The following is a 22,933-nucleotide window of genomic DNA, read 5'->3' as shown; positions in this document are numbered from 1 at the left end:
ATTATCTCAGGCGCTTGCAGAAATAGGGGTGATCTGATCCCCCAAGGGCTTTGCCCCTCTTGGCCAAAGGCCAATTCACCCCAAGGTATTTAAAAAAAAGGATGAAAGGAGGAGATCGCGGATCCCGGTTTTCATCTTTTCCCAAATACCTCGGAGCGCGAGGCAGAGCCTCGCCAAAGACATCAGTTTTCAATGCGCGCGATGAGTGACTTGAGCGCCGTTTTTTCGTCGTCCGCATATTTCGCGATACGGCTGCGCCACAATGTTGCCTGGCTGCGCAGTACCAGACCATCAGACAGGATTTTCAGATGGTTGGCCCTCAATGTTTCTCCGCTGGAGGTGATATCCGCCACCATCTCCGCAGTTTCGTTTTTGACAGTGCCCTCAGTTGCCCCCTGACTGTCCACCAGCTGGTAATCCGCAACCCCCGCATCTGCCAGAAACTCCCGCACCAGGCGGTGATATTTGGTCGCGATCCGCAATCGATGTCCGTGCTCCCGGCGGAATGCTGCAGCAACCGCATCCAGATCCTCCAGCGTGTCCACATCAATCCAGCACTGCGGGACCGCAAGGATCAGGTCCGCGTCACCGAACCCCAGGGGCTCCAGTTCCTCAACCTGCTGTTCCCAGCGGGGAAGTTTTTCATGCACCAGATCAGTGCCCGTGACGCCGAGGTGAATGCGCCCTGCCGCCAGCTCTCGCGGGATCTCTCCTGCGGACAGCAACACCAGATCGACCCCCTGCACGCCGTCAACCGCCCCCGCATACTCCCGTTCCGAACCGGTACGCGACAGGGTGATGCCGCGCTTGGCGAACCAGTCAAATGTCTTCTCCATCAGCCGCCCCTTGGACGGAACTCCGAGCTTTATGCTCATGAGCGTGTCTCCTCAGCCAGCGTCAGGATCAAGTCCGGGCGAATGACACCGCCCACCGCCGGGATCTCCCCCCCCTGCCCCAAGAGCCGGGTCAGCGCATCATAGCGTCCACCGGTGGCAATCGGAGGCAGGTCTGGACGGCGTTCCGCATAAAATCCGAACACGAACCCATCGTAATATTCCATCGAGGTACGCCCGTAGGAGGCCTCGAAATCAAGCCGGTCCACATCGATCCCGCGGGCCTTCATTGCGGCTGCGCGGGCTTCCAGCCGGTCAAGCGCCGGCAGGATCGCAGGCAGGTCCACGGCAATGTCGCGCATCTGTTCCATCGCATAGGGAACCGTTTCGCGCACGGCGAGCAGCGCTTCCAATGCGGCCATTTCATGGTCCGACACAGGCGGAGCAGCGGCATCCTTTCGCAGAATCTCCACCCGGTCGTCGATTTCCTTTGCCCGCCGCTTGCCGATTTCGGGAACGGTGCCGGTCAGGGACCCGCTGGTGGACACCAGCATCTTGCGGCTCTCCGGCATGGGCGACCGGCCCGCAAACCGGTCCAGCAGCGCCCGGAACCGGCGTGGACGCCAGATGTGACGCCGCAGGGCAGCCTTTCGCACTTCGGTCGTCTGCAGCCCGTCAACTGCGGCCATCAGGATACCGATGTCACCGGTGGCGACCCGCAGCTCCAGGCCACGCAGCTGCAAATGGAAAAGGGCAAAGACTTCGGCATCGGCATCGGCAGGATCGGTACGGTCAAAAACCTCGTATCCGACCTGGACGAATTCATTTGCACGATCCGGGTCGTGTTCCTGACGGCGGAACACCTGGCCCGCATAGGTATACCGGGCAGGCTCTGCGCCGTTGCGCATGTGCATCTGCACCACAGGCAGCGTGAAATCCGGGCGCAGCATCTGCTCACCCCGGAGCGCATCTGATGTCACATAGGCACGCGCACGGATATCCTCGCCATAGAGGTCAAGGAGCAAGTCTGCCGACTGCAGCAACGGCGGGTCGACAACCACGCCGCCTGCCACTTCAAAACGCTGACGCAGAAGCGCCGCCTGCGCTTCGATCTGAGAACGATTTGGCATGATCAGCCGTCCTGTCTGCTGAGGATCTCACGCACCGACGCGACCAGATCGGCGCGCGGCACCTCAAACTGGCTGGGGCGTTCCTTCCATTCTTCCAGAGTAGCGCTCTCTGCGATTTTCGCCCCAAGGATCAAATCCTTGATCTGAATGACGCCGCGCTCCTTTTCCTCGCCACCTTCGATCACCGCAACCGGCGAATGCCGCTTGTCAGCATATTTCAGCTGATTGCCAAAGTTCTTTGGGTTGCCCAGATAGACCTCTGCCCGGATCCCGGCCTGACGCAGCTCTGACACCATGGCCTGATAATCTGCCATGCGGTCGCGATCCATCACCGTCACGACCACCGGGCCGGTCGGCGTCGCGGCAAGCCTGCCTTTTTCGCGCAATGCCGCCAACAAGCGATCCACACCGATGGACACGCCGACCGCAGGCACTTCCTGACCGGTGAACCGCTTCACCAGACCATCGTAGCGACCGCCCCCGGCAACCGACCCGAACTGGCGCTTGCGGCCCTTCTCGTCGAGGATCTCAAACGTCAGTTCGGCCTCGAAAACGGGGCCTGTATAGTAGCCCAGCCCCCGTACGATTGACGGGTCGATCAGCACCTGGTCAGAGCGATATCCCGCCGCAGCCAGCAGCGCTCCGATCTGCTCCAGCTCGGCAATGCCCTCCTGGCCGACTGCACTGTCCCCCACGGCTGCACGCAGGTTTGTCATGGTGCCGACAATATCATCCGCACGGGACGTCAGGAACGCGATCACCGGTTCGGCCTGCGTCTCTGAAAGACCAACACCGTCGATATACGCCCCTGAGGCATCCAGTCGCCCCTTGCCCAACAACTCGCGGACGCCGCTTTCGCCGACCTTGTCGAACTTGTCGATCGTCCGCAATACATCGTCTCGCTTGGGGTCGCCCTCGGCAAGCCCCATGGCTTCCAGAACGCCATTCAACACCTTGCGGTTGTTGACACGCACCAGATAATCCCCACGCGCGATGCCTACACGCTCCAACGTATCCGACAGCATCATGCAAATCTCTGCATCGGCCGCCATGGAGGCCGTACCGACCGTATCCGCATCGCATTGATAGAACTGACGATAGCGCCCCGGACCCGGCTTCTCGTTGCGCCAGACCGGGCCCATCGCGTAGCGTCGGTAGGGATTGGGAAGATCGTTGCGGTGTTGCGCATAGACCCGCGCCAGAGGCGCCGTCAGATCATAACGCAATGCCATCCAGTCGCCGGGCTTGCCATCGGCACCGCTGTCGTCGGCCTCCTGCCAGGCAAAGACCCCGGCATTCGGTCGATCCACATCCGGCAGGAATTTGCCCAGTGCCTCGACCGTTTCCACAGCCGCCGATTCCAATGCATCAAAGCCATACTGATGATAGACCTCCGCGATCTGACCCAGCATATATGTGCGCTGTGTCACCTCTTCGCCGAAATAGTCACGAAATCCCTTTGGCGTGACGGCCTTGGGACGGGGCTGTTTCTTGGCTTTGGCCATGCTGGCCTCCTCGCGGGTGGTTGTGTCGGCTCAGCGTCTAGCCCAAGGGGCCTGCCACGGCAAGCCACGAGGCTATGTTCGCACCGATGGACGTCCCGCATCTGGACCGCTACATGAGTGGCAATCATGCCGTTTCTCTGCAGGAGTCCCTCCCCATGCAACACCTAGAAGAACAGATCGCCTATCTGAACCGCACCGTCGACGAGCTGAACGACATCGTCGCCCGGCAACAGACAGATATCGAACAGCTGAAACGCCGGGTGGGAATGCTGATGGAACGAGAGGCCAACCGGGAGGCCGAAAGCACCGGCGCAGCAGTCTTTGGCGATGAGCGCCCGCCGCACTACTGAAGCTAAAAATTGTTTTCATGCGAGGCTTCGCCTCGCGCTCCAAGGTATTTAAAAAAAGATGAAAGGGCTGGGAATTAGGCGCCCACAATTCACGTTTTCCCAAATACCTTGGGGTGAATTGGCCTTCAGGCCAAGAGGGGCAAAGCCCCTGCCAGAATGTCATGCCAGAAACCTAGGCCAGAAACCCAGGCCAGACTATCAGATTTCTTCCACCTCCCTCACCCCGTCGAGGCTTTTCAAAGCCCCCTTTATCTGCGGGTTGACAGGAAACATCTGGCCCAGATCCATCTCGACGTCCCCCGGCAGGGCCGGATCCTGCAAATAGAGGTAAATCTCGCCGGGATTGGCATTGCGGGCAGCGGTTTTGGCTTCTTCCAGAACCGTCGCCACCGTCGCCACCGCCGAGGCGCTGTCAAGGTACACCCGCAGCGAGGAACGGCCAGCATCGGCAATGGCACTGTCCACGGGCCCGGCAGAGCGCATCAGCAGCTTGAGCTGATCGCTCTCCATCGTCGCTTCGGCAGTGATCACGACCTTGGATCCGGTTTCAAGATACTCGCGGCTCTTTTCCAGCACATCAGAGAAGATAGTGACCTCATATGCTCCGGTGGTGTCTGACAACTGTGCAAAGGCAAACCGGTTGCCACGTGCGGATTTTCGCTCTTGCCGACCCGCCACGACGCCAGCCATCTTGGCCATGAAAGGGCCGCGCTCCGCTTTTGCCATGACCTCATCCAGCGTCATCACGTCCTTGCGCTTCAACGCGGGCATATAGTCGTCCAGCGGGTGCCCGGTCAGATAGAAACCAACCGCCCTGAATTCCTCGTTCAGCCGTTCCGCAGGCAACCAATCCGGCACGCCCGCCAGCCGAGGTTCCGGCAGATCGTCACCGGCCTCTCCGAACAGGGACACCTGATTGGAGTTTTTCTGCTCCTGGATCGCTGCGGAATAGTTGACCAGCCCCTCGAGGCTCTCAAACACCCGGCGGCGGTTCTTGTCCAGCACGTCAAAGGCCCCCGCCCGCGCCAGCATCTCCAGCGGTCGCTTGCCCACTTTTTTCAGATCCACCCGACGGGCAAAGTCGAAAAGCGTCACAAAGGGTTGGTCCCCACGAGCCTCGACGATCAGGTTCATCGCGTCGACACCGACGTTTTTCAGCGCGCCCAGCGCATAGAGCAACTCACCCTTGACCACATCGAATGTCGCCAGCGACCGATTGATGTCCGGCGCCGCATAGGGCAGCCCGAGGCCCTTTTTCACTTCCTCAAAGTAAACCGACAGCTTGTCGGTCAGGTGGATATCGCAGTTCATGACCCCTGCCATGAACTCCACCGGATGGTTCGCCTTCAGCCACGCCGTTTGGTAGGACACCACCGCATAGGCCGCCGCGTGGGATTTGTTGAAACCGTAGTTGGCGAATTTCTCCAGCAGGTCGAACACCTCGGAGGCCTTTTTCGCCGGCACGCCGTTTTCCGCCGCGCCTTTTTCGAACTTGGGCCGCTCGGCGTCCATCGCCTCCTTGATCTTTTTGCCCATCGCACGGCGCAACAGGTCGGCGCCGCCAAGCGAATAACCCGCCATCACCTGGGCAATCTGCATCACCTGTTCCTGATAGACGATGATCCCTTGGGTTTCCTCAAGGATGTGATCAATCAGCGGATGCACGGATTCGATCTTGCGCAACCCGTTCTTGACCTCGCAATAGACCGGGATGTTCTCCATCGGACCCGGACGATAGAGCGCCACCAGCGCCACGATGTCCTCGATGCAGGTCGGCTTCATCCGCTTCAGCGCGTCCATCATGCCGGTGGATTCCACCTGGAACACCGCCACCGTCTTGGCCCGCGAATAGAGATCGTAGGTCGGCTTGTCCTCCAGCGGGATCGCGTTGATCTGGTTCTTGGCCCCCTCCGCCGGTTCATAAAGCTGGCGACCATCGGCCGACACATGCAGATCCCGCCCCGACTTGAAGATCAGCTCCATCGCATTCTGGATGACGGTCAGGGTTTTCAGACCGAGGAAATCGAATTTGACCAGACCGGCCTGCTCCACCCATTTCATATTGAACTGAGTGGCCGGCATGTCCGATCTCGGATCCTGATAGAGCGGCACCAGCTCATCCAGCGGCCGGTCCCCGATCACCACGCCGGCCGCGTGGGTCGAGGCGTTGCGCAACAGGCCCTCGACCTGCTGCCCATAGGTCAGCAGCCGATCCACAACCGGTTCATTGCGCGCCTCATCGGCCAGCCGCGGCTCGTCCCGCAGGGCCTGCTCGATCGACACCGGCTTGACGCCCTCGACCGGGATCATCTTCGACAGCCGGTCCACCTGCCCAAAGGGCATCTGCAGCACCCGGCCGATATCGCGCACCGCCGCCTTGGACAACAAGGCGCCGAAGGTGATGATCTGCCCCACCTTGTCGCGGCCATACTTCTGCTGCACGTAGCGGATCACCTCCTCGCGGCGATCCATGCAGAAGTCGATATCGAAGTCAGGCATCGAAACCCGCTCCGGGTTCAGGAAGCGCTCGAACAGCAGCGAGTAGCGCAGCGGATCAAGGTCGGTGATGGTCAGCGCATAGGCCACCAGCGACCCGGCCCCCGATCCCCGCCCCGGCCCCACCGGGATACCGTGATCCTTGCCCCATTTGATAAAGTCGGCAACGATCAGGAAATAACCGGGAAAGCCCATGCCCTCGATGATGTTCAGCTCGAAATCCAGCCGCTCCTGATATTTTTCCGCAGGCACCGCATGAGGGATCACCGCCAACCGGTTCTGCAGCCCCGCATTGGCCTGACGCCGCAGCTCCACCACCTCGTCATCGGCAAATTTCGGCAGGATCGGATCCCGGCGATAGGCCATGAAGGCACAACGCTGCGCGATTTCGACGGTATTCTCGATCGCCTCCGGCAAATCCGCAAAGAGCGCGATCATTTCTTCCTGGCTTTTGAAATAATGCTGCGCGGTCAGCCTGCGACGCGGTTCCGACTGATCCACATAGGCGCCCTCGGCGATGCAGATCAGCGCGTCATGAGCCTCGTACATTTCGGTCTTGGGAAAATAGACATCATTGGTGGCCACCAAGGGCAGCCCCATCGCATAGGCCATCTCGATATGGCCCCGCTCGGTCAGCGTCTCCGCCTCGGGCTGTCCGTCCTCGCCGGGATGGCGCTGCAGCTCCACATAGAGCCGGTCGGGGAAGATCCCCTGCAACCGTCGCATCAGCGCCTCTGCCGCCGGGCGCTGCCCCTGCCGCAACAAGCGCCCCACCGGCCCGTCCGGCCCGCCCGTCAGACAGATCAGCCCGCCACTGTTGGTTTCCAATTGCTCCAGCGACACTTGCGGCAGCTGCCCGGTATTGTCCACATAGAGACAGGAGGAGAGCTTCATCAGGTGCTCATACCCGGCCTCATCCTGCGCCAACAGGACCAGAGGCGCGGGAAACTTCGGTTTTTCACCGGGATCACTCTTCTCAAAGGTCAGGTCGACCTGACAGCCCAGAATGGGCTGCACGCCTGCGCCGGAAAGGGTGACCGAGAATTCCAGCGCCGCGAACATGGAATTCGTATCCGTCACCGCAATCGCAGGCATCTTATGCGCCTTGCACAGATCCGGCAGCTTTTTCAGGCGAATGGCCCCCTCCAGAAGCGAATATTCCGTATGGGTGCGCAGGTGAATGAATCGGGGAGCATCTGTCATGACCGGACCCTACTGCGGCACAGACCCACGTAAAAGAGCGGAAAACCCCAATCCGCAAGACGCCCCTGCATTGGGCCCGTCTGGATCGTGCCGTCACCCCTCCTTTACGCATCTTTGCCTAAAAGATTCCCATCTCCTTTATGGTTTTTTTTGAAACTCCTTTCCGGCAAAGCCCGAAACCTCTCGACCGGATCAGGATAAAACTGTTATAGTTCAACACCTAAGTTCGGCGGGCATCACGCGCCCCACAGTCTGGCCCTGATTGGAGGCGCATTGCACAGGACCGTCTTTGCACTTGCTTTGCGGCCCGCCCCCCCACAAGCTGAGCGCCTGAAGTCCACGAAAACCCCGCGCCCCTTCTACGTCGCATCGAAGAGCCGCACCACGGGGGTAACCCAAGTAAGGCGACGGGTTTTTCAAGATGACGATTACCTTTCATCTCAACGGTGAAGAGGTCTCGCTTCCAGACACAGAACCGACCACAACATTGCTGGATTGGCTTCGTGAAGACCGGGGCCTCACCGGCACCAAGGAAGGCTGCAACGAAGGCGATTGCGGCGCCTGCACGGTCATGGTCACCGATCCGGATGGCGCCCGCGCCCTGAACGCCTGCATTCTGTTCCTGCCGCAGCTGCAGGGCAAATCCGTGCGCACGGTCGAAGGCGCCGCAGGTCCCGATGGCACGCTGCATCCCGTGCAGCAGGCGCTGATCGACCATCACGGCAGCCAATGCGGCTTTTGCACGCCGGGCTTCGTGATGTCGATGGTCACGGCCCATACCAACGGCGCCACCGATCACGACACCCAGCTGGCCGGCAATCTCTGCCGCTGCACCGGCTATGCCCCGATCATCCGCGCAGCCGAGGCCGCCGAGGCCACGCCCGCGCCGCAATGGATCACCGCCGACAGAAAGTTCACCTTTTCCGAAATACCTCGGGGGGAGGTCGCAGACCGGGGGGCAGCGCCCCCTTCTGCCCCAGATACGCAAACCGACACGCAAACAACCACAGATACAGACAAGGCCACGCATCCCTCGCTGGCCCTGCGCCCGCGCTCCGGCGATGATCTCGCAACCGCCTTCGTGGCGCGCCCCGAGGCCACGCTGATTGCCGGTGCCACCGACGTTGGCCTCTGGGTGACCAAGACGCTGCGCAACCTTGAAGACGTGATCTTTCTCGACGGCTGCACGGACCTGAAAGAGATCACCGTCACCGACACAGAGGTCCGTCTGGGCGCCATGGCCGACATGAACCGGGTGCGGCAGGCATTGGCGCCGCTGCATGCATCTTTCGCCGAAATGATCCGCCGCTTTGCCTCGCAACAGGTGCGCGCGGCGGCCACCATCGGAGGCAATATCGCCAATGGATCGCCGATCGGCGACACCCCGCCCGCCCTGATCGCACTGGGCGCGCAGCTGCATCTGCGTCGCGGCGACAGCCGCCGCAGCCTGCCGCTGGAAGCGTTTTTCCTCGACTACGGGAAACAGGATCGCGGGGCCGGCGAATTCGTCGAGGCGGTGAGCTTTCCCCGTCAGCCCGACAGCCTGCGGGTCTATAAACTGTCGAAACGCTTTGATCAGGATATCTCGGCGGTTCTGGGTGCCTTCAACGTCACCGTGACAGAGGGGTCAGTGACCGCCGCCCGGATCGCGTTTGGCGGCATGGCGGGCATTCCGAAACGGGCCGCCCATGTGGAGACTGCTCTGGTCGGCCAGCGCTGGTCAGAGGCCACAGTGGCCGCAGCGCAGGCAGAATTTCACAAGGACTTCAGCCCGATGAGCGATATGCGGGCCTCAGCCGAATACCGGCTGGCAACGGCGAAAAATCTGCTTGGACGCTATTTCACGGATCTGAACGGCGCACCTCAGCATGTGCTGGAGATCAGCCAATGAGCGTCTCAAAACCCCTCCCCCATGATGCGGCGGCCCTGCATGTCACCGGTCAGGCGCGCTATGTGGATGACATTCCCACGCCCCGAGGCACCCTGCATCTGGCCTTTGGTCTGTCGCAGATTGCGCGGGGCCGGATCACCGCAATGGATCTGGCGCAGGTCCGGAGCAGCCCCGGCGTCGTTGCGGTGCTGACGGCGAATGACTTGCCCTTCGACAACGATGTCTCACCCTCGCTTCATGATGAGCCCCTGCTCGCCAAAGGAGAGGTCTTCTACGTCGGGCAACCGGTCTTCCTGGTGGTGGCCCGCTCGCATCGCGCGGCGCGGGTTGCCGCCCGCAGGGCTGAGATCCGATACGCCGAGGAAGAAGCTCTCCTGACGGTGGATGCCGCCCTCGCGGCGAACAGCCGGTTTGAGGATGGCCCCCGCATATATCACAAGGGCGATGCAGAGGCTGCGATTGCCGGTTCGGCCCATGTGATCGAGGATAGCTTCGAGATCGGCGGCCAGGAACATTTCTATCTCGAAGGACAGGCGGCGCTGGCGATGCCGCAGGAAGACGGCGGCATGCTGGTCAATTCCTCCACGCAGCACCCCACCGAGATCCAGCACAAGGTGGCCGAGGCCATTGGTCTGCCGATGCACGCCGTGCGGGTGGAAATCCGGCGCATGGGCGGCGGTTTTGGCGGCAAGGAGAGCCAGGGCAATGCGCTGGCCGTTGCCTGCGCCATCGCGGCCCGGCAGACCGGCAAATGCTGCAAGATGCGCTATGATCGCGACGATGACATGACCATCACCGGCAAGCGCCATGCCTTCCGTATCTCCTACCGCGCCGGATTTGAGGCCGGAGGCCGGATCACCGGCGTGTCCTTCACCCATCTCGTGGATTGTGGCTGGGCGCAGGATCTGTCGCTGCCGGTCGCCGACCGGGCGATGCTGCATTCCGACAACGCCTATGCCATCCCGGCCATTCGCATCGAAAGCCACCGGCTGAAGACCAACCTGCAAAGCGCCACCGCCTATCGTGGGTTTGGTGGTCCTCAGGGCATGGTCGGAATTGAACGCGTGATGGATCACGCGGCGCATGTGCTGCAGATCGATCCGGTCGAGCTACGCTTGCGGAATTATTACGACGCACCGAGTGACGCACCGGCGGAAGGGGGCGCTGCCCCCCGGTCTGCGACCGTCCCCCGAGGTATTTCGGAAAAGATGAAAGACAATTCCACTCCCTACGGGATGGAGGTGACGGATTTCGAACTGCATGAGATCACCGCGCAGCTTTTGGAGAGTTCCGACTATGCCAGACGCCGGCGCGACATTTCGGAGTGGAACGCCGACAATGACCGTTTGAAGCGGGGGATCGCCTTTTCCCCGGTGAAATTCGGGATTTCCTTCACGCTGACGCATCTCAATCAGGCGGGGGCGCTGGTTCATGTCTATCAGGATGGCTCCATCCATCTGAACCATGGCGGCACCGAGATGGGACAGGGGTTGTTTCAGAAAGTCGCGCAGGTGGCGGCCTCTCGCTTTGGGGTCGATCTGAACCGAGTGAAGATCACCGCGACCGATACGGCGAAAGTGCCCAATACCTCGGCCACGGCGGCTTCGTCGGGGTCCGACCTGAATGGTATGGCGGTGAAGGCCGCCTGTGACACCATCCGCGACCGCATGGCGGCGCATCTTGGCGAGGTCTACCAGCAGCCTGCCTCTGCTGTGGTGTTTCAGGGCGACCGCGTGCGGATCGCAGAGACGGAGATCACCTTCGAGACCGCCGCCATGATGTGCTACACCGGGCGCATCAGCCTGTCGGCGACCGGATTTTACAAGACCCCCGCCCTGGACTGGGACCGGATCAAGGGCAAGGGGCGACCGTTTTTCTATTTCGCCTATGGCGCGGCCGTCACCGAGGTCATTGTGGATCGGCTGACCGGCGAGAACCGGATTCTGCGGACGGATATCTTGCATGATGCCGGCGCCTCGCTGAACCCTGCGCTGGATATTGGCCAGGTCGAAGGGGCCTATGTGCAGGGGGCGGGCTGGCTGACCACGGAGGAGCTGAAATGGGACGGGTCCGGGCGGCTTCGGACCCATGCGCCCTCCACCTACAAGATCCCTGCCTGTTCTGATCGGCCGGATGTGTTCAACGTGGCGCTTTACGACGGGCAGAACCGGGAGGACACCATCTATCGATCCAAGGCGGTCGGCGAGCCGCCCTTCATGCTCGGGATTTCCGCCTGGCTGGCCTTGTCCCATGCGGTCGGGGCCTTTGGTGCGGGCTACCCCCATCTGAACGCGCCTGCGACGGCTGAGGAAATCTGGCGCCGGGCTGAAAGGATACAGGATGGCGTTTGACGTCAGCGCGCTGCGGGCGGCCGTTGCAGCGCATGCCCGTGTGGCGCGGGTTGTGGTGGCCGAGGTGCGCGGGTCATCGCCGCGTGAGGTCGGGGCCGTCATGCTGGTCTGGCAGGGCGGGCAGTCGGGCACAATCGGCGGCGGAGCCTTGGAGTTTCAGGCCGCCGAGGCTGCCCGGCGGCAGCAGAGCCCGCGCTCTCTGACCGCCCATGCGTTGGGGCCGGATCTCGGCCAGTGCTGCGGCGGGGCGGTGACCTTGCTGACCGAGATCTTCACCGCCGCCGAACTTGAGGGGCTGGACGCTGATGTGATTGCCCGCCCGGTTGTTGCCGACCCCGGGCCACAACCGCTGTCTGTCAGCCGCCTTCTGGCCACCGCCAGAGCGCAGGGTCAGCGCCCCGGACCGCAGCTTGTGGCCGGCTGGATGGTGGAGCCGGTGCGTCAGCCCCGCCACCCCTTGTGGATCTGGGGCGCCGGGCATGTGGGCCGGGCAATGGTCGATGTGCTGGCGCCACTGCCTGATTTCGAGATCACCTGGATCGATGTGGCAGAAGACCGCTTTCCCGAGAGCATCGCAGCGGGCGTGACCCATATTCCGGCCCAGACGCCCGAACGGCTGGTGGCCCATGCGCCCCGGGAGGCCCATCACCTGATCCTGACCTATTCCCATCAGCTGGATCTGACGCTATGCCATCGCTTGCTGGAACATGGCTTTGGCTTTGCCGGTCTGATCGGGTCGAAAACAAAATGGGCGCGGTTTCGCTCCCGGCTGGCGGCTTTGGGGCACGGGCGGGGTGAGATAGACCGCCTCACCTGCCCGATCGGTCGGCCCGAGCTTGGCAAACACCCGCAGGCCATCGCCATTGGCGTCGCGGCTGATCTGATGGCGCCCGGGCGGCGCATGGAACTGAAAAAGGAGCACCGCGCGTGAGCACATCTGCGCTACTGACCCTCGACGGGTTGACCAAGGCCTATCCGGGGGTGGTGGCCAACGACAAGGTCTCTTTCGTGATCGGCACCGGCGAGGTTCATGCGCTGTTGGGAGAGAACGGGGCGGGGAAATCCACCCTGGTCAAGATGATCTACGGGCTGGTGAAGCCGGATTCGGGGCAGATGACCCTGCGCGGGCAGCCCTACGAGCCGGCCGAACCCCGGCAGGCGCGCGCCGATGGGATCGCCATGGTGTTTCAGCATTTCTCGCTGTTTGATGCGCTCAATGTGGCAGAGAATATCGCGCTTGGCATGGAGACCCCACCGCCGATGCGCGATCTTGCCGCCCGCATTCGCGATGTCTCGGAAGCCTACGGGCTGCCGCTTGATCCCTATCGCACTGTCGGCGCCCTGTCGGCGGGGGAACGGCAGCGGGTGGAGATCATCCGCTGTCTGCTGCAGGATCCGAAGCTGCTGATCATGGACGAGCCGACCAGCGTGCTGACCCCGCAGGAGGTGGAGATCCTGTTCCAGACCCTGCGCAAGTTGAAAAGCGAGGGCACCTCGATCCTGTACATCAGCCACAAGCTGGAAGAGATCCGGGCGCTGTGCGATCAGGCCACCATCCTGAGGCTGGGCCGCAATGTCGGCGCCTGCATCCCCGCCGAGACCTCTGCGCGCGACATGGCAGAGCTGATGGTGGGCACGGCGCTGAAGACACCCGAACGGTCGGACCGCACCTTCGGGGCCGTGGCCCTGGCGATCACGGATCTGTCGGTGCCTGCGCCCTCGGCTTTTGGCACCGCGCTGCGGGGGCTGCAGCTGTCGGTCCGCCGGGGCGAGATCCTTGGGGTGGGCGGTGTTGCGGGCAACGGGCAGGACGAGCTGTTGTCGGTCCTGTCCGGCGAGGTGACGACCGCCCGCGATGCGGTGATGTTTGACGGTCAGCCCATCGGCCACATGGGCCCCACCGCGCGGCGTGCGCTCGGCGTGCTGACGGCCCCCGAAGAGCGGCTGGGCCATGCGGCGGCGCCGGATATGAGCCTGACTGAAAACGCGCTGCTGACAGGGTCCGTGCGGGAAGGGCTGGAGACCCGTGGTTTTCTCAAGTGGGGGGTCGCGCGCAGCTTTGCCGAGACCATCATCAAGGCCTTTGACGTGCGCACACCCGGGCCGGAGAATGCCGCCCGCTCCTTGTCGGGGGGAAACCTGCAGAAATTCGTCATCGGGCGGGAGGTATTGCAGCGCCCCGAGGTGCTGGTCGTCAATCAGCCCACCTGGGGCGTTGATGCCGCCGCCGCGGCCGCCATCCGGCAGGCGCTGCTGGATCTGGCCGCCGGGGGCGCGGCGGTCATCTGCATCAGTCAGGATCTCGACGAGCTGATGGAGATTTCGGACAATTTCGCGGCGCTGAATGAAGGAACATTGTCGGTGCCACGTCCGACTGCGGCGCTGACGGTAGAAGAAATCGGCCTGATGATGGGCGGCGCCCATGGCATGGAAGTGGCGCATGTCTAGCGCCCCGGGCCCGGACCTCGGGCGCCGGAGGCAGATGACGGGAGCCTCCGGCGGAGGTATTTGGGAAAAGATGAACAGGACCGGAGAGCACAGCTCTGGCCAAAAGGGATGGGATATATGATCCGGCTTGAGAAACGCCCGCAGCCCTCGCGTGTCTGGTCGCTGACCACGCCGCTGGTTGCCGTGGTGGCGACGATGATCATGGGGGGCGTTCTGTTTGCCCTATTGGGAAAAGATCCGGTCGAGGCGATCCTGACCATTTTCTGGGATCCGCTGTTTGGCGAATTTGCCTTTTACTACCGGCCTCAGCTTCTGGTCAAAGGCGCGCCGCTGGTCCTGATCGCGATCGGGCTGTCGCTGGGATTTCGGGCGGGCATCTGGAACATCGGTGCCGAGGGGCAGTATATCATCGGCGCCCTGACCGGCGCGGGGGTCGGGCTGGCCTTCTATCCGATGGAGGGCTGGTTCATCTTTCCGCTGATGGTGTTTGCCGGAGCCCTTGGCGGCTGGGCCTGGGCGATGATCCCGGCGGTTTTGAAAACCCGCTTCGGCACCAATGAGATTCTGGTGTCGCTGATGCTGGTCTATGTGGCGGAGCAGTTCCTCGCCTCGATGTCGCTGGGGTTGATGAAGAACCCCGAGGGATTTGGCTTTCCGGGATCGCGCAACCTGCAGCAATATGCATCGGCCCATAACGCCGAGATCGTGACCGGGACCGGCATGCATTGGGGCGTGGTGGCGGCGTTGATCGCGGTGATCTTTGCCTATGTGCTGCTGAACCGGCATATGTTGGGCTATCACATCCGCCTGACCGGCGAAGCCCCCCGCGCCGCGCGGTTTGCGGGTGTCAAACCGGCGCGGCTGATCCTGTTCTGCCTCGGGGCCTCCGGGGCGCTGGCGGGGCTGGCGGGGATGTTCGAAGTCTCCGGCCCGGCCGGGCAGGTCTCCATCGATTTCAACGTGGGCTACGGATTCACCGCCATCATCGTCGCCTTTCTGGGCCGCCTGCATCCGGTCGGCATCCTACTGGCGGGCGGGCTGATGGCGCTGACCTATATTGGTGGCGACATTGCGCAGGGCAACCTTGGCCTGCCATCGGCTGCCATCCAGGTGTTTCAGGGAATGCTGCTGTTCTTCCTGCTGGCGCTGGATCTGCTCACCAATTACCGTATCGCATTTGGAAAGCCGGAGGTCGCGTGATGGATCTGTCTGCAATCAATCCCGTCCTGTTGATCGCCTCTCTGATGGTGGCGGCGACGCCGCTGTTGCTGGCCGCCATTGGCGAATTGGTGGTGGAGAAATCGGGCGTGCTGAACCTCGGTGTCGAGGGGATGATGATCACCGGCGCCATCGCGGGGTTTGCCGCTGCGGTGGAAAGCGGATCACCGCTTGCGGGATTTGTGGTGGCGGCAGTGGCCGGAGCGGCGCTATCGCTGCTTTTTGCCGCTCTGACGCAGGTCGCGCTGGCCAATCAGGTGGCGTCCGGGCTGGCGTTGACGCTCTTTGGGCTCGGGCTTTCGGCGCTCTTGGGGCAACGCTACGTGGGGGTGAAGCCGCCGCAGATGGGGCGGATCGACATTCCGGTGCTGTCAGATCTGCCGGTCGTCGGGCCGATCCTGTTTGCCCATGACGTCATCTTGTATTTCGGCATCGCCCTGACCGGCGCCGTCTGGGCCGTGCTGAAATTCACCCGCGCGGGTCTGGTCCTGCGGGCGGTAGGCGAAAACCACGAGGCCGCCCATGCGCTGGGGTATAAAGTCGTGCGCATTCGCACCCTTGCGATCCTGTTCGGGGGCGCCTGTGCCGGCATGGGAGGCGCCTATATCAGCCTCATTCGGGTGCCGCAGTGGACCGAGGGCATGACGGCGGGTATCGGCTGGATCGCCCTTGCGCTGGTGGTCTTTGCCAGCTGGAAGCCCTGGCGGGCCCTGCTGGGTGCCTATCTTTTTGGCGGCGTGACGGTCGTACAGCTTAATCTACAGGCAGCAGGCGTTGCTATCCCGGTGGAATATCTGGCAATGTCGCCCTACCTGATCACCATTCTGGTGCTCGTTATCCTATCCGCCGACAAGAGCAGCGCACCCGCGTCGCTCGGGCGCAGTTTTCACGCCTCCCGCTGATTTCGGGGGGCGTCGCATCGTCCGGGCTCAGTACCGTCGGGACACCCAAAGACCGTCCAGCATCGGGACCAACCCGAGCGGACCCGCAACTATGGAACCAACCAGGGGGATACCCATACCATGAAACTCACCACATTATTCGCCAGCGCCGCTGTCGCGCTGGGTCTGGCCGCCGGTGGCGCGCTGGCTCAGGACAAGACCAAGGTCGGATTTGTCTATGTCGGCCCCGTCGGCGATGGCGGCTGGACCTATGAGCACGATCAGGGCCGCAAGGCCGTGGCCGAGGAATTCGGCGATGCGGTCGAAACCGTCTATGTCGAGAATGTCGCCGAAGGCCCCGACGCAGAGCGCGTGATCACCCAGATGGCGCTGCAGGGTGCCGACCTGATCTTTACCACCTCGTTTGGCTATATGGATCCGACCATCAACGTGGCCGCGAAATTCCCCGATGTGAAATTCGAGCACGCCACCGGCTACAAACGCGCCGACAACGTCTCCACCTATTCCGCGCGGTTCTATGAGGGACGCGCCGTGCAGGGGACCATCGCGGGCCACATGACCGAGAGCAACATCATCGGCTATATCGGCTCCTACCCGATCCCCGAAGTGATCCGCGGCATCAACTCTGCCTATATCCACGCCAAGAAAGTGAACCCCGACGTCCAGTTCAAGATCGTCTGGGCCTTCACCTGGTTTGATCCCGCGAAAGAGGCCGACGCGGCCAAGGTTCTGATCGAACAGGGCGCCGACGTGATCCTGCAGCACACCGATTCTACCGCGCCGCAGGCCGCAGCACAGGCCGCGGGCAATGTGATCACCTTCGGTCAGGCCTCTGACATGGCGGAATACGGGCCGAAACCACGTGTGTCCTCGATCATCGACAACTGGGCGCCCTACTACATCGCACGCACCAAGGCCGTGATCGACGGCACCTGGACCTCCACCGATACTTGGGACGGCATCGGCCCCGGCATGGTCGGCATCGGTGAAATCTCCGACGCGGTTCCGGCGGACGTCAAAGCCGAGGCCCTGGCGCTGAAAGACGCAATGGCTGCGGGCGAATACCACCCGTTCACCGGTCCGCTGAAAAAGCAGGATGGCTCCGACTTCCTCGGCGAAGGTGAAACCGCAGATGACGGCACCCTGGCCGGCATGAATTTCTACGTCGAAGGCATCGAAGGCTCCATCCCGGAGTAAATTCCCCTCGACCGAGATCCGAAAGACCCGCCCTCTCCGGCGGGTCTTTCCATGTCGGGGTCGCGCTTTTTAGGTCAAGCATCCTGACCTATTGTTTCGCGCACGAAACATTGGGTCAAAAAGGCTGATACTTCTTGTGCCCGTTGCGCCGGGCGCGCACGCATATATCTATGGGTTGCATCAGAGTTTTCGGGGTTTTCACGACCTGGAACCGCCCCCTGCGGCGCCCCCGAAAGACCGGCGGCGATCAGTCCTGAAACACCTTTGCCGCCAGCAGGACACGGGTGGCCGCCGTGACGAAACACAAGGCCCCAAACAGCCAGGCCAGCGGCACGAAGCCTGCAGGCCAGCAGCAGAGCAGCACGAAAAATCCGATTGTCTCCGCGCCTTCCAGCAAGCCACCGGTGAAATAGAGCGTCTTTGTGCCCCGCGCCTCTGTCGTCATCTGGCGTTTTTCCGCCAGCACCGCATAGCCGAGAAAGCTGGCGCCATTGGCATAGAAACTGCACAGCAGCACCGCCCCCGCCAACCCGTTCGCGGCCGGATCCAGCGCGACAAAGCCGAGCGGCACCGCGCCGTAGAAGATGAAGTCGCAGACAATATCGAGATAGCCGCCAAAATCGCTCGGCCGGCCGGCACGCGCCACAGCCCCGTCGAGCCCGTCCGCCAGACGGGAGGCCAGCAGCGGCAGCAGCGCCCAGCCCGGCGCGCCCAGTGCGATCATCGTGGCGGACAACAGCCCCAGCGCCAGACCGAAAAGGGTCACCTGATTGGGCGTCACCCCGCGGGCGGCGAGGCGGATGCCCTGCCTGTTCAGGATCGGATCGATGAGGGGGCGGATCTTGGCGTCAAACATGGCGCTTGATGTAGCCGGAAAACGCCCGCAGATCCATTCACGTTGCCGCGTCTGAATGTGTCAGCCGCCGGCAATTCCGGCGTTGTCAACGGCGCCGCCTGCATGCCACTGTCGGCCCATGACCCAGACAACACGCCCCCCGCTCTCCACCCTTGATGGCCAGCCGATTGGCCGGTTTGCCTTTGGCTGCATGCAATTCGGAGGCCGGGCGGATGACGCGGCCTCGGCGGCGATGTTCGCCGATTGCCGGGCTGCGGGGCTGCGCCATTTCGACACGGCCTATGTCTATGCGGAGGGCGCCAGCGAAAAGATCCTCGGCCGTCTGATCGCCCCCGAGCGCGAGCGCCTCTATGTGGCAACCAAAGTGGGCTATGCCGGCGGGGCGGGTTCGGCCAACATGCGGGCGCAATTCGACATTTGCCGCCAGCGTCTGGACCTCGACAGTATCGACCTGCTGTATCTGCACCGGTTTGACCCGGAGACGCCCCTGGAGGACACGCTCACCTGTTTTGCCGAGCTGAAGCAAGCGGGGCTGATCCGCCATATCGGCCTGTCGAACTTTGCCGCCTGGCAGGTGATGAAGGCGGTGGCGCTGGCGGCGCGCCTCGGGCTGCAGATCGATGTGCTGCAGCCGATGTATTCATTGGTCAAGCGCCAGGCCGAGGTGGAAATCCTGCCGATGTGCAACGACCAGAACATTCTGCCGGTGCCCTATTCGCCGCTGGGTGGCGGGCTGCTGACCGGGAAATACGCCCGTGGCGGTGGCTCTGGTCGGCTGGCCGAGGACGACCGCTATGCCGCGCGCTATGGTCAGGAGTGGATGCATCACTGTGCCAGCGACCTGCTGGACCTGGCCGAAGAGCTGGGCACCGAGCCCGCCACGCTCGCCGTCGCCTGGGCAGCGGCCCACCCCGCTCAGCCGGTGCCGATCCTGTCGGCACGCAGCTCCGAACAGCTGGCGCCGTCGCTGGCGGCCACCACTTTCGAGATGACGCCCGCGCTCTATGACCGGATCGCGGCGCTGAGCCCGCGCCCGGCGCCCGCGACGGACCGGCTGGAGGAAGCATGATCGATTTCCTCGTCATCGGCGGCGGTGTGGCCGGGATCGGGGCGGCGGCGCATCTGTCGGAGCTTGGCTCTGTGGTGCTGCTGGAACGGGAGACGGCGCTCGGCTATCACGCTTCCGGCCGCTCGGCGGCGATGTTCGAAGAAGGCTACGGGCCGCCGGCCATCAAGGCGCTGTCGCGGGCCAGCCGTTCGTTTTTTGAAACTCCCGGCGCCGGGCGCGAGACCTATCTCAGCCCACGCGGTCTGATGCTGCTGGGCAAGGCCGAGGAACGCGCAGGCTTCGAGGCCGATCTGGCCGAGATGGACCTGCAGGAGATTTCGGTCGAACAGGCACAGGCCCGGGTGCCGATCCTGAACCCGGATGTGGTGAGCTATGCCGCCATTCACGAGACGGCGACCGATATCGACACCGACCGGCTGATGCTCGAGTGGACCAAGGTCCTGCGCCAGGCCGGTGGCGAGGTCCGGCTGCGTCAGGAGGTTCGCGCGATCACCCGCAGCGCGGCGGGCTGGCGGGTTGACACTGGCGACGCGGTGTATGAGGCGCGCCAGATCGTCAATGCCGCCGGGGCCTGGGCGGATGTGGTGGCGGCCATGGCGGATGTGGCGCCGGTCGGGATCGAGCCCAGACGCCGGTCGATGGCGCAGCTGGCCGCGCCCGCCGGACTGGATGTCCGGGACTGGCCAATGCTGATGGGGGTCAACGAGGGGTGGTATGCAAAACCACAGGCGGGCAAGCTGCTGGTCTCGCCCGCCGATGCCGACCCGGTTGCGCCGCAGGACGCATGGGCCGACGATCTGGTTCTGGCCACAGGCCTCGCCCGCTATGAGGAAATGGTGACGGCCCCTGTGACCCGGCCGGAGGCCAGCTGGGCCGGGCTGCGCAGTTTTGCCCCCGACGGGGTGCCGGTGATGGGCGCCGCCCCTGCCGCAGCGGGGTTCTGGTGGTACGCGGGCCAGGGCGGCTACGGGTTCCAGAGCGCTCCGGCCTCGGCCCGCTTGCTGCGCGATCTGGTGGCGGGACGCACGCCGGAACCAGAGTCGGAAACGGTTGCGGCGCTGTCCCCCGCGAGGTTCTCCTGATGCCGTTGCGCTCTGTTCCCGGTCAGGCATCGGTCGCGAAAGACACGGCGGGCGGCAAGCTGTTCGCCCCTTCGGCAGCGCGCAATCTGTCCGCGCTGCTGGAGGTGGTGACCGCCCATGCCCCGGCGCGGGGACGGGCGCTGGAAATTGCCAGCGGCACCGGCCAGCATGTGGTCGGTCTGGCCCGTGCCCTGCCGCAGATCGACTGGCAGCCCAGCGATGTCGATCCGACCCGCCGCGCCAGTATCGACGCCCATGCAACCGAGGCGGCTCTGGCCAATGTGGCGCAGGCGGCGGCGATTGATGCCACCTCTGTCGGCTGGGGGGCCGTGCTCGGGCCCTTTGATCTGATCGTGCTGTCCAACCTGCTGCACCTGATCAGCGCGGCCGAGGCCGACACCCTGCTCAGCGAAAGCGCACAGGCCCTGACGCCCGGCCGCCCGATGGTGATCTACGGACCGTTCCGCCGGGACGGCCGCCTGACAAGCGCCGGCGATGCGCAGTTCGATGCCGCCCTGCGGGCGCATGACCCGGAGATCGGCTACAAGGACGTGGCAGAGATCGCCAGCCGCGCCGCCGCCTGCCGCCTTGAACTGACGGCGCAGATCGACATGCCTGCCAATAACCTCTGCCTGATCCTGTCGCGCACATGAGATGTGCAGAAATGTGACGGATTTGTGACGCAAGCCCCCTCGAAACCGGCTGCGGGCGTGCCTATTTTCTGATCAGAATAAAAAAGCCGAGTTTCCAAAATGTTCAAGATGCTCCGGGCCCCAGTTGCGGCCCCTTTCGTCCTATGCCTGTCTGTCGCCCGTACGCTCGCCTGTGCGCTCGCCTGTGCACTGGTCACGATGCCCGCGGCAGCGCAAAATGGTTTCCTGCAGAGCCTCGATTTCGACGGCGATGGTATCGTGACGATCGACGAGGCCATGGCCTCGCGCAATCTGCAGTTTCCGATCGGCGATCTGAATGGGGACGAACATCTCAATGCAGCGGAATTCGACGCGCTGCTGCGCGCGACCCGGGCCCGGTTCAGCGATCTGGGGCAGAAATATCAGCCGCAGACGGCCAGCGCCGGGCGGATTGACGCCTTCACCTTTTCCGACAGCGACGCGGATGGCGTTATTTCGCGGCAGGAGTATTTCCGCAGCTCGGACCGGTTTGCCCGCAGTCTGGACCGGGACGGCGACGGGACCATCAGCCCCGACGATATTTCCCGGTGACCCGGCGCTGAGCGCCTCTGCCCGACAGAGGCCCCGGATGCGCCAGCTCCGACTGCGCGGCGGATGCGCGTCGGGTGCAGTCTGGACGCACTCACTTTGGATGCCCTCTGGCGCGACGCTCAGATCATCGGCGCAGCAGCCGGGCGCTCGGCGCTTTCGGTCCTGAGCTGCGCGTAGGCCAGATCCAGCGCCTCATCAAAGGCCTCCGGTTCCATGACTTCGGCCACACCGATCCGGATATCCCCCCCCTCGGTCCCGCAATCAGCGATAAATTGCCCCAGCGCCTTGCGAATTTGCTGTCCGAGTTCATAGCTTTCGTAGGCGCGCCAGCCCGCCAGGCTGATGAGGAAATCCTCTCCTCCCAGCCGGTAGAGCCGTTCACGGGCGCTGAGCATGGGGAGGATGCGCGCCGCCGCATCGGTCAGCATCTGATCGGCCCGCTCCCCCTGTCCCCTTTGGCGCAGCGCCATCACCCCGTCGACCCGGATCAGGATCAGCCCCACCGGCGCCAGTTGCGGGATCAGGTTCATATCGCGCTCCAGCCGGGTGCGGGTATAGGCGCCGGTTTGCGGATCGCGCCCCTCGTTCTGGTCCAGCTTGGAGCGCAACGACACCAACTGGCCTTCGGTCAACCACAGATAGACCGCCGAAATCGTCCCGGCGCCAAACAGCCGCGCCGCATTGCCCGCATCGCCCTGATAGAGGGCAATCAGCGGCACCAGGATCACCAGCACCAGCCGCGCCGGTCCCGACTGCGCACCGGCCCCGAGAAACCGCAGCCCGACCAGCGCCGGAAACATCCAGATTGCCCCCGGAACACCCAGATATGTGGTCGAGAGCAGGACCGTCACGGTGATCGCCGCCACCACCCCCGGCATGGGCACCACCGGGGTTCGCCCAAAAGGGCTCACGCCCGAGTTCACCAACAGAATGGTCGCCAGCAGGATCAGCGCGATCATCAGGCCCCAATGTGCGAATACGGCACCTTTGATGGCAAAGGCCGCCAGCAGCACCACACAGCTCAGGCGGATGACCAGCTCCAATCGATGCGCGGGCAGGCGCCCGAAGGCCTGCAGGAAATTATATGCAATCACACTATCAATTCTCCAGGTGCTTTCCCAATTTCCAAAGCCCCTACATATGCGAGGATTATTATGTATCGCCGCGCCACGGCCAACA

General features: G+C 63.3%; 18 protein-coding genes. 12 read left to right on the top strand and 6 right to left on the bottom strand.

Annotation, left to right across the window (positions count from 1 at the left end; all coding sequences use genetic code 11):
• Positions 1–182: 182 nt before the first annotated feature.
• From hisG to hisS, 3 genes are read right to left on the bottom strand one after another with little or no spacing between them, the layout of a single operon-like run.
• A complete protein-coding gene (gene hisG, locus FGE21_RS04535) occupies positions 183–875 on the bottom strand; it encodes an ATP phosphoribosyltransferase (RefSeq protein ID WP_139662025.1) in 693 nt (230 codons plus the stop codon).
• On the bottom strand, positions 872–1,963 hold the full coding sequence (locus FGE21_RS04530; RefSeq protein WP_139662024.1) for an ATP phosphoribosyltransferase regulatory subunit: 1,092 nt from the start codon (positions 1,961–1,963) through the stop codon (positions 872–874). The genes hisG and FGE21_RS04530 overlap by 4 nt, the downstream gene beginning before the upstream one ends.
• Before the next feature lie 2 nt (positions 1,964–1,965).
• Positions 1,966–3,468 carry a histidine--tRNA ligase gene (hisS, locus tag FGE21_RS04525; RefSeq protein WP_139662022.1) on the bottom strand — a complete coding sequence of 501 codons (1,503 nt, stop codon included), beginning with the start codon at positions 3,466–3,468 and terminating at the stop codon, positions 1,966–1,968.
• Positions 3,469–3,623: 155 nt separating this feature from the next.
• Between hisS and FGE21_RS04520 the strand changes: the two genes are divergently transcribed.
• Complete coding sequence (locus FGE21_RS04520; RefSeq protein ID WP_139662021.1) at positions 3,624–3,818, top strand: SlyX family protein; 195 nt, start codon at positions 3,624–3,626, stop codon at positions 3,816–3,818.
• Positions 3,819–4,016: 198 nt separating this feature from the next.
• Here the strand turns inward: FGE21_RS04520 and dnaE are convergent, their stop codons facing one another.
• On the bottom strand, positions 4,017–7,517 hold the full coding sequence (gene dnaE / locus FGE21_RS04515) for a DNA polymerase III subunit alpha (RefSeq protein WP_139662019.1): 3,501 nt from the start codon (positions 7,515–7,517) through the stop codon (positions 4,017–4,019).
• A 421-nt stretch (positions 7,518–7,938) separates the two neighbouring features.
• On the opposite strand from dnaE, the gene xdhA reads away from it, so the two are divergent.
• From xdhA to FGE21_RS04480, 7 genes are all read left to right on the top strand, one after another.
• Positions 7,939–9,408 carry a xanthine dehydrogenase small subunit gene (gene xdhA / locus FGE21_RS04510; protein WP_139662017.1) on the top strand — a complete coding sequence of 490 codons (1,470 nt, stop codon included), beginning with the start codon at positions 7,939–7,941 and terminating at the stop codon, positions 9,406–9,408.
• On the top strand, positions 9,405–11,759 hold the full coding sequence (xdhB, locus tag FGE21_RS04505) for a xanthine dehydrogenase molybdopterin binding subunit (protein ID WP_139662016.1): 2,355 nt from the start codon (positions 9,405–9,407) through the stop codon (positions 11,757–11,759). The genes xdhA and xdhB overlap by 4 nt, the downstream gene beginning before the upstream one ends.
• Complete coding sequence (xdhC, locus tag FGE21_RS04500; protein ID WP_139662014.1) at positions 11,749–12,690, top strand: xanthine dehydrogenase accessory protein XdhC; 942 nt, start codon at positions 11,749–11,751, stop codon at positions 12,688–12,690. Before xdhB ends, xdhC begins: the two co-directional genes overlap by 11 nt.
• Positions 12,687–14,207 (top strand): ABC transporter ATP-binding protein, encoded by a 1,521-nt coding sequence (locus FGE21_RS04495; RefSeq protein WP_139662013.1) that lies wholly within the window; start codon positions 12,687–12,689, stop codon positions 14,205–14,207. Before xdhC ends, FGE21_RS04495 begins: the two co-directional genes overlap by 4 nt.
• Positions 14,208–14,324: 117 nt before the next feature.
• Entirely contained in the window at positions 14,325–15,407 is a 1,083-nt protein-coding gene (locus FGE21_RS04490) for an ABC transporter permease (RefSeq protein ID WP_139662011.1), read from the top strand.
• A complete protein-coding gene (locus FGE21_RS04485; protein ID WP_139662009.1) occupies positions 15,407–16,327 on the top strand; it encodes an ABC transporter permease in 921 nt (306 codons plus the stop codon). The genes FGE21_RS04490 and FGE21_RS04485 overlap by 1 nt, the downstream gene beginning before the upstream one ends.
• A gap of 120 nt (positions 16,328–16,447) precedes the next feature.
• Entirely contained in the window at positions 16,448–17,524 is a 1,077-nt protein-coding gene (locus tag FGE21_RS04480; protein ID WP_139662007.1) for a BMP family ABC transporter substrate-binding protein, read from the top strand.
• A gap of 247 nt (positions 17,525–17,771) precedes the next feature.
• Here FGE21_RS04480 and FGE21_RS04475 read toward each other — a convergent pair whose 3' ends face one another.
• On the bottom strand, positions 17,772–18,380 hold the full coding sequence (locus FGE21_RS04475) for a CDP-alcohol phosphatidyltransferase family protein (protein ID WP_139662005.1): 609 nt from the start codon (positions 18,378–18,380) through the stop codon (positions 17,772–17,774).
• 118 nt (positions 18,381–18,498) lie between these two features.
• Here FGE21_RS04475 and FGE21_RS04470 point away from each other — a divergent pair, with 118 nt between their 5' ends.
• The 4 genes from FGE21_RS04470 to FGE21_RS04455 all read left to right on the top strand — a co-directional run bounded on the left by FGE21_RS04470 (position 18,499) and on the right by FGE21_RS04455 (position 21,754).
• A complete protein-coding gene (locus tag FGE21_RS04470) occupies positions 18,499–19,449 on the top strand; it encodes an aldo/keto reductase (RefSeq protein WP_139662004.1) in 951 nt (316 codons plus the stop codon).
• Entirely contained in the window at positions 19,446–20,531 is a 1,086-nt protein-coding gene (locus FGE21_RS04465) for an FAD-binding oxidoreductase (RefSeq protein ID WP_139662002.1), read from the top strand. Before FGE21_RS04470 ends, FGE21_RS04465 begins: the two co-directional genes overlap by 4 nt.
• Positions 20,531–21,184, top strand: coding sequence for a DUF938 domain-containing protein (locus tag FGE21_RS04460; protein WP_139662000.1), 654 nt, complete (start codon positions 20,531–20,533; stop codon positions 21,182–21,184). The genes FGE21_RS04465 and FGE21_RS04460 overlap by 1 nt, the downstream gene beginning before the upstream one ends.
• 99 nt (positions 21,185–21,283) lie before the next feature.
• Positions 21,284–21,754, top strand: coding sequence for a calcium sensor EFh (locus tag FGE21_RS04455; RefSeq protein ID WP_176695360.1), 471 nt, complete (start codon positions 21,284–21,286; stop codon positions 21,752–21,754).
• 119 nt (positions 21,755–21,873) lie between these two features.
• Here FGE21_RS04455 and FGE21_RS04450 read toward each other — a convergent pair whose 3' ends face one another.
• Positions 21,874–22,848 carry a GGDEF domain-containing protein gene (locus FGE21_RS04450; RefSeq protein WP_139661999.1) on the bottom strand — a complete coding sequence of 325 codons (975 nt, stop codon included), beginning with the start codon at positions 22,846–22,848 and terminating at the stop codon, positions 21,874–21,876.
• Positions 22,849–22,933: the final 85 nt, after the last annotated feature.

It is taken from the genome of Phaeobacter sp. B1627, from assembly GCF_006265095.1.
Classification (GTDB): domain Bacteria; phylum Pseudomonadota; class Alphaproteobacteria; order Rhodobacterales; family Rhodobacteraceae; genus Epibacterium.
The sequence above is the reverse complement of the archived record's forward strand: the minus strand, read 5'-3'. Positions and strand labels throughout refer to the sequence as shown.

What these genes read in the sequence shown, in the direction of transcription:
- FGE21_RS04460 (WP_139662000.1), top strand. Translation starts at nt 20,531, where the DNA reads ATGCCGTTGCGCTCTGTTCCCGGTCAGGCATCGGTCGCGAAAGACACG.
- xdhC (WP_139662014.1), top strand. Translation starts at nt 11,749, where the DNA reads ATGGCGTTTGACGTCAGCGCGCTGCGGGCGGCCGTTGCAGCGCATGCC.
- FGE21_RS04480 (WP_139662007.1), top strand. Translation starts at nt 16,448, where the DNA reads ATGAAACTCACCACATTATTCGCCAGCGCCGCTGTCGCGCTGGGTCTG.
- FGE21_RS04475 (WP_139662005.1), bottom strand. Translation starts at nt 18,380, where the DNA reads ATGTTTGACGCCAAGATCCGCCCCCTCATCGATCCGATCCTGAACAGG.
- FGE21_RS04520 (WP_139662021.1), top strand. Translation starts at nt 3,624, where the DNA reads ATGCAACACCTAGAAGAACAGATCGCCTATCTGAACCGCACCGTCGAC.
- FGE21_RS04490 (WP_139662011.1), top strand. Translation starts at nt 14,325, where the DNA reads ATGATCCGGCTTGAGAAACGCCCGCAGCCCTCGCGTGTCTGGTCGCTG.
- hisG (WP_139662025.1), bottom strand. Translation starts at nt 875, where the DNA reads ATGAGCATAAAGCTCGGAGTTCCGTCCAAGGGGCGGCTGATGGAGAAG.
- xdhB (WP_139662016.1), top strand. Translation starts at nt 9,405, where the DNA reads ATGAGCGTCTCAAAACCCCTCCCCCATGATGCGGCGGCCCTGCATGTC.
- FGE21_RS04530 (WP_139662024.1), bottom strand. Translation starts at nt 1,963, where the DNA reads ATGCCAAATCGTTCTCAGATCGAAGCGCAGGCGGCGCTTCTGCGTCAG.
- FGE21_RS04485 (WP_139662009.1), top strand. Translation starts at nt 15,407, where the DNA reads ATGGATCTGTCTGCAATCAATCCCGTCCTGTTGATCGCCTCTCTGATG.
- FGE21_RS04470 (WP_139662004.1), top strand. Translation starts at nt 18,499, where the DNA reads ATGACCCAGACAACACGCCCCCCGCTCTCCACCCTTGATGGCCAGCCG.
- hisS (WP_139662022.1), bottom strand. Translation starts at nt 3,468, where the DNA reads ATGGCCAAAGCCAAGAAACAGCCCCGTCCCAAGGCCGTCACGCCAAAG.
- dnaE (WP_139662019.1), bottom strand. Translation starts at nt 7,517, where the DNA reads ATGACAGATGCTCCCCGATTCATTCACCTGCGCACCCATACGGAATAT.
- FGE21_RS04465 (WP_139662002.1), top strand. Translation starts at nt 19,446, where the DNA reads ATGATCGATTTCCTCGTCATCGGCGGCGGTGTGGCCGGGATCGGGGCG.
- xdhA (WP_139662017.1), top strand. Translation starts at nt 7,939, where the DNA reads ATGACGATTACCTTTCATCTCAACGGTGAAGAGGTCTCGCTTCCAGAC.
- FGE21_RS04455 (WP_176695360.1), top strand. Translation starts at nt 21,284, where the DNA reads ATGTTCAAGATGCTCCGGGCCCCAGTTGCGGCCCCTTTCGTCCTATGC.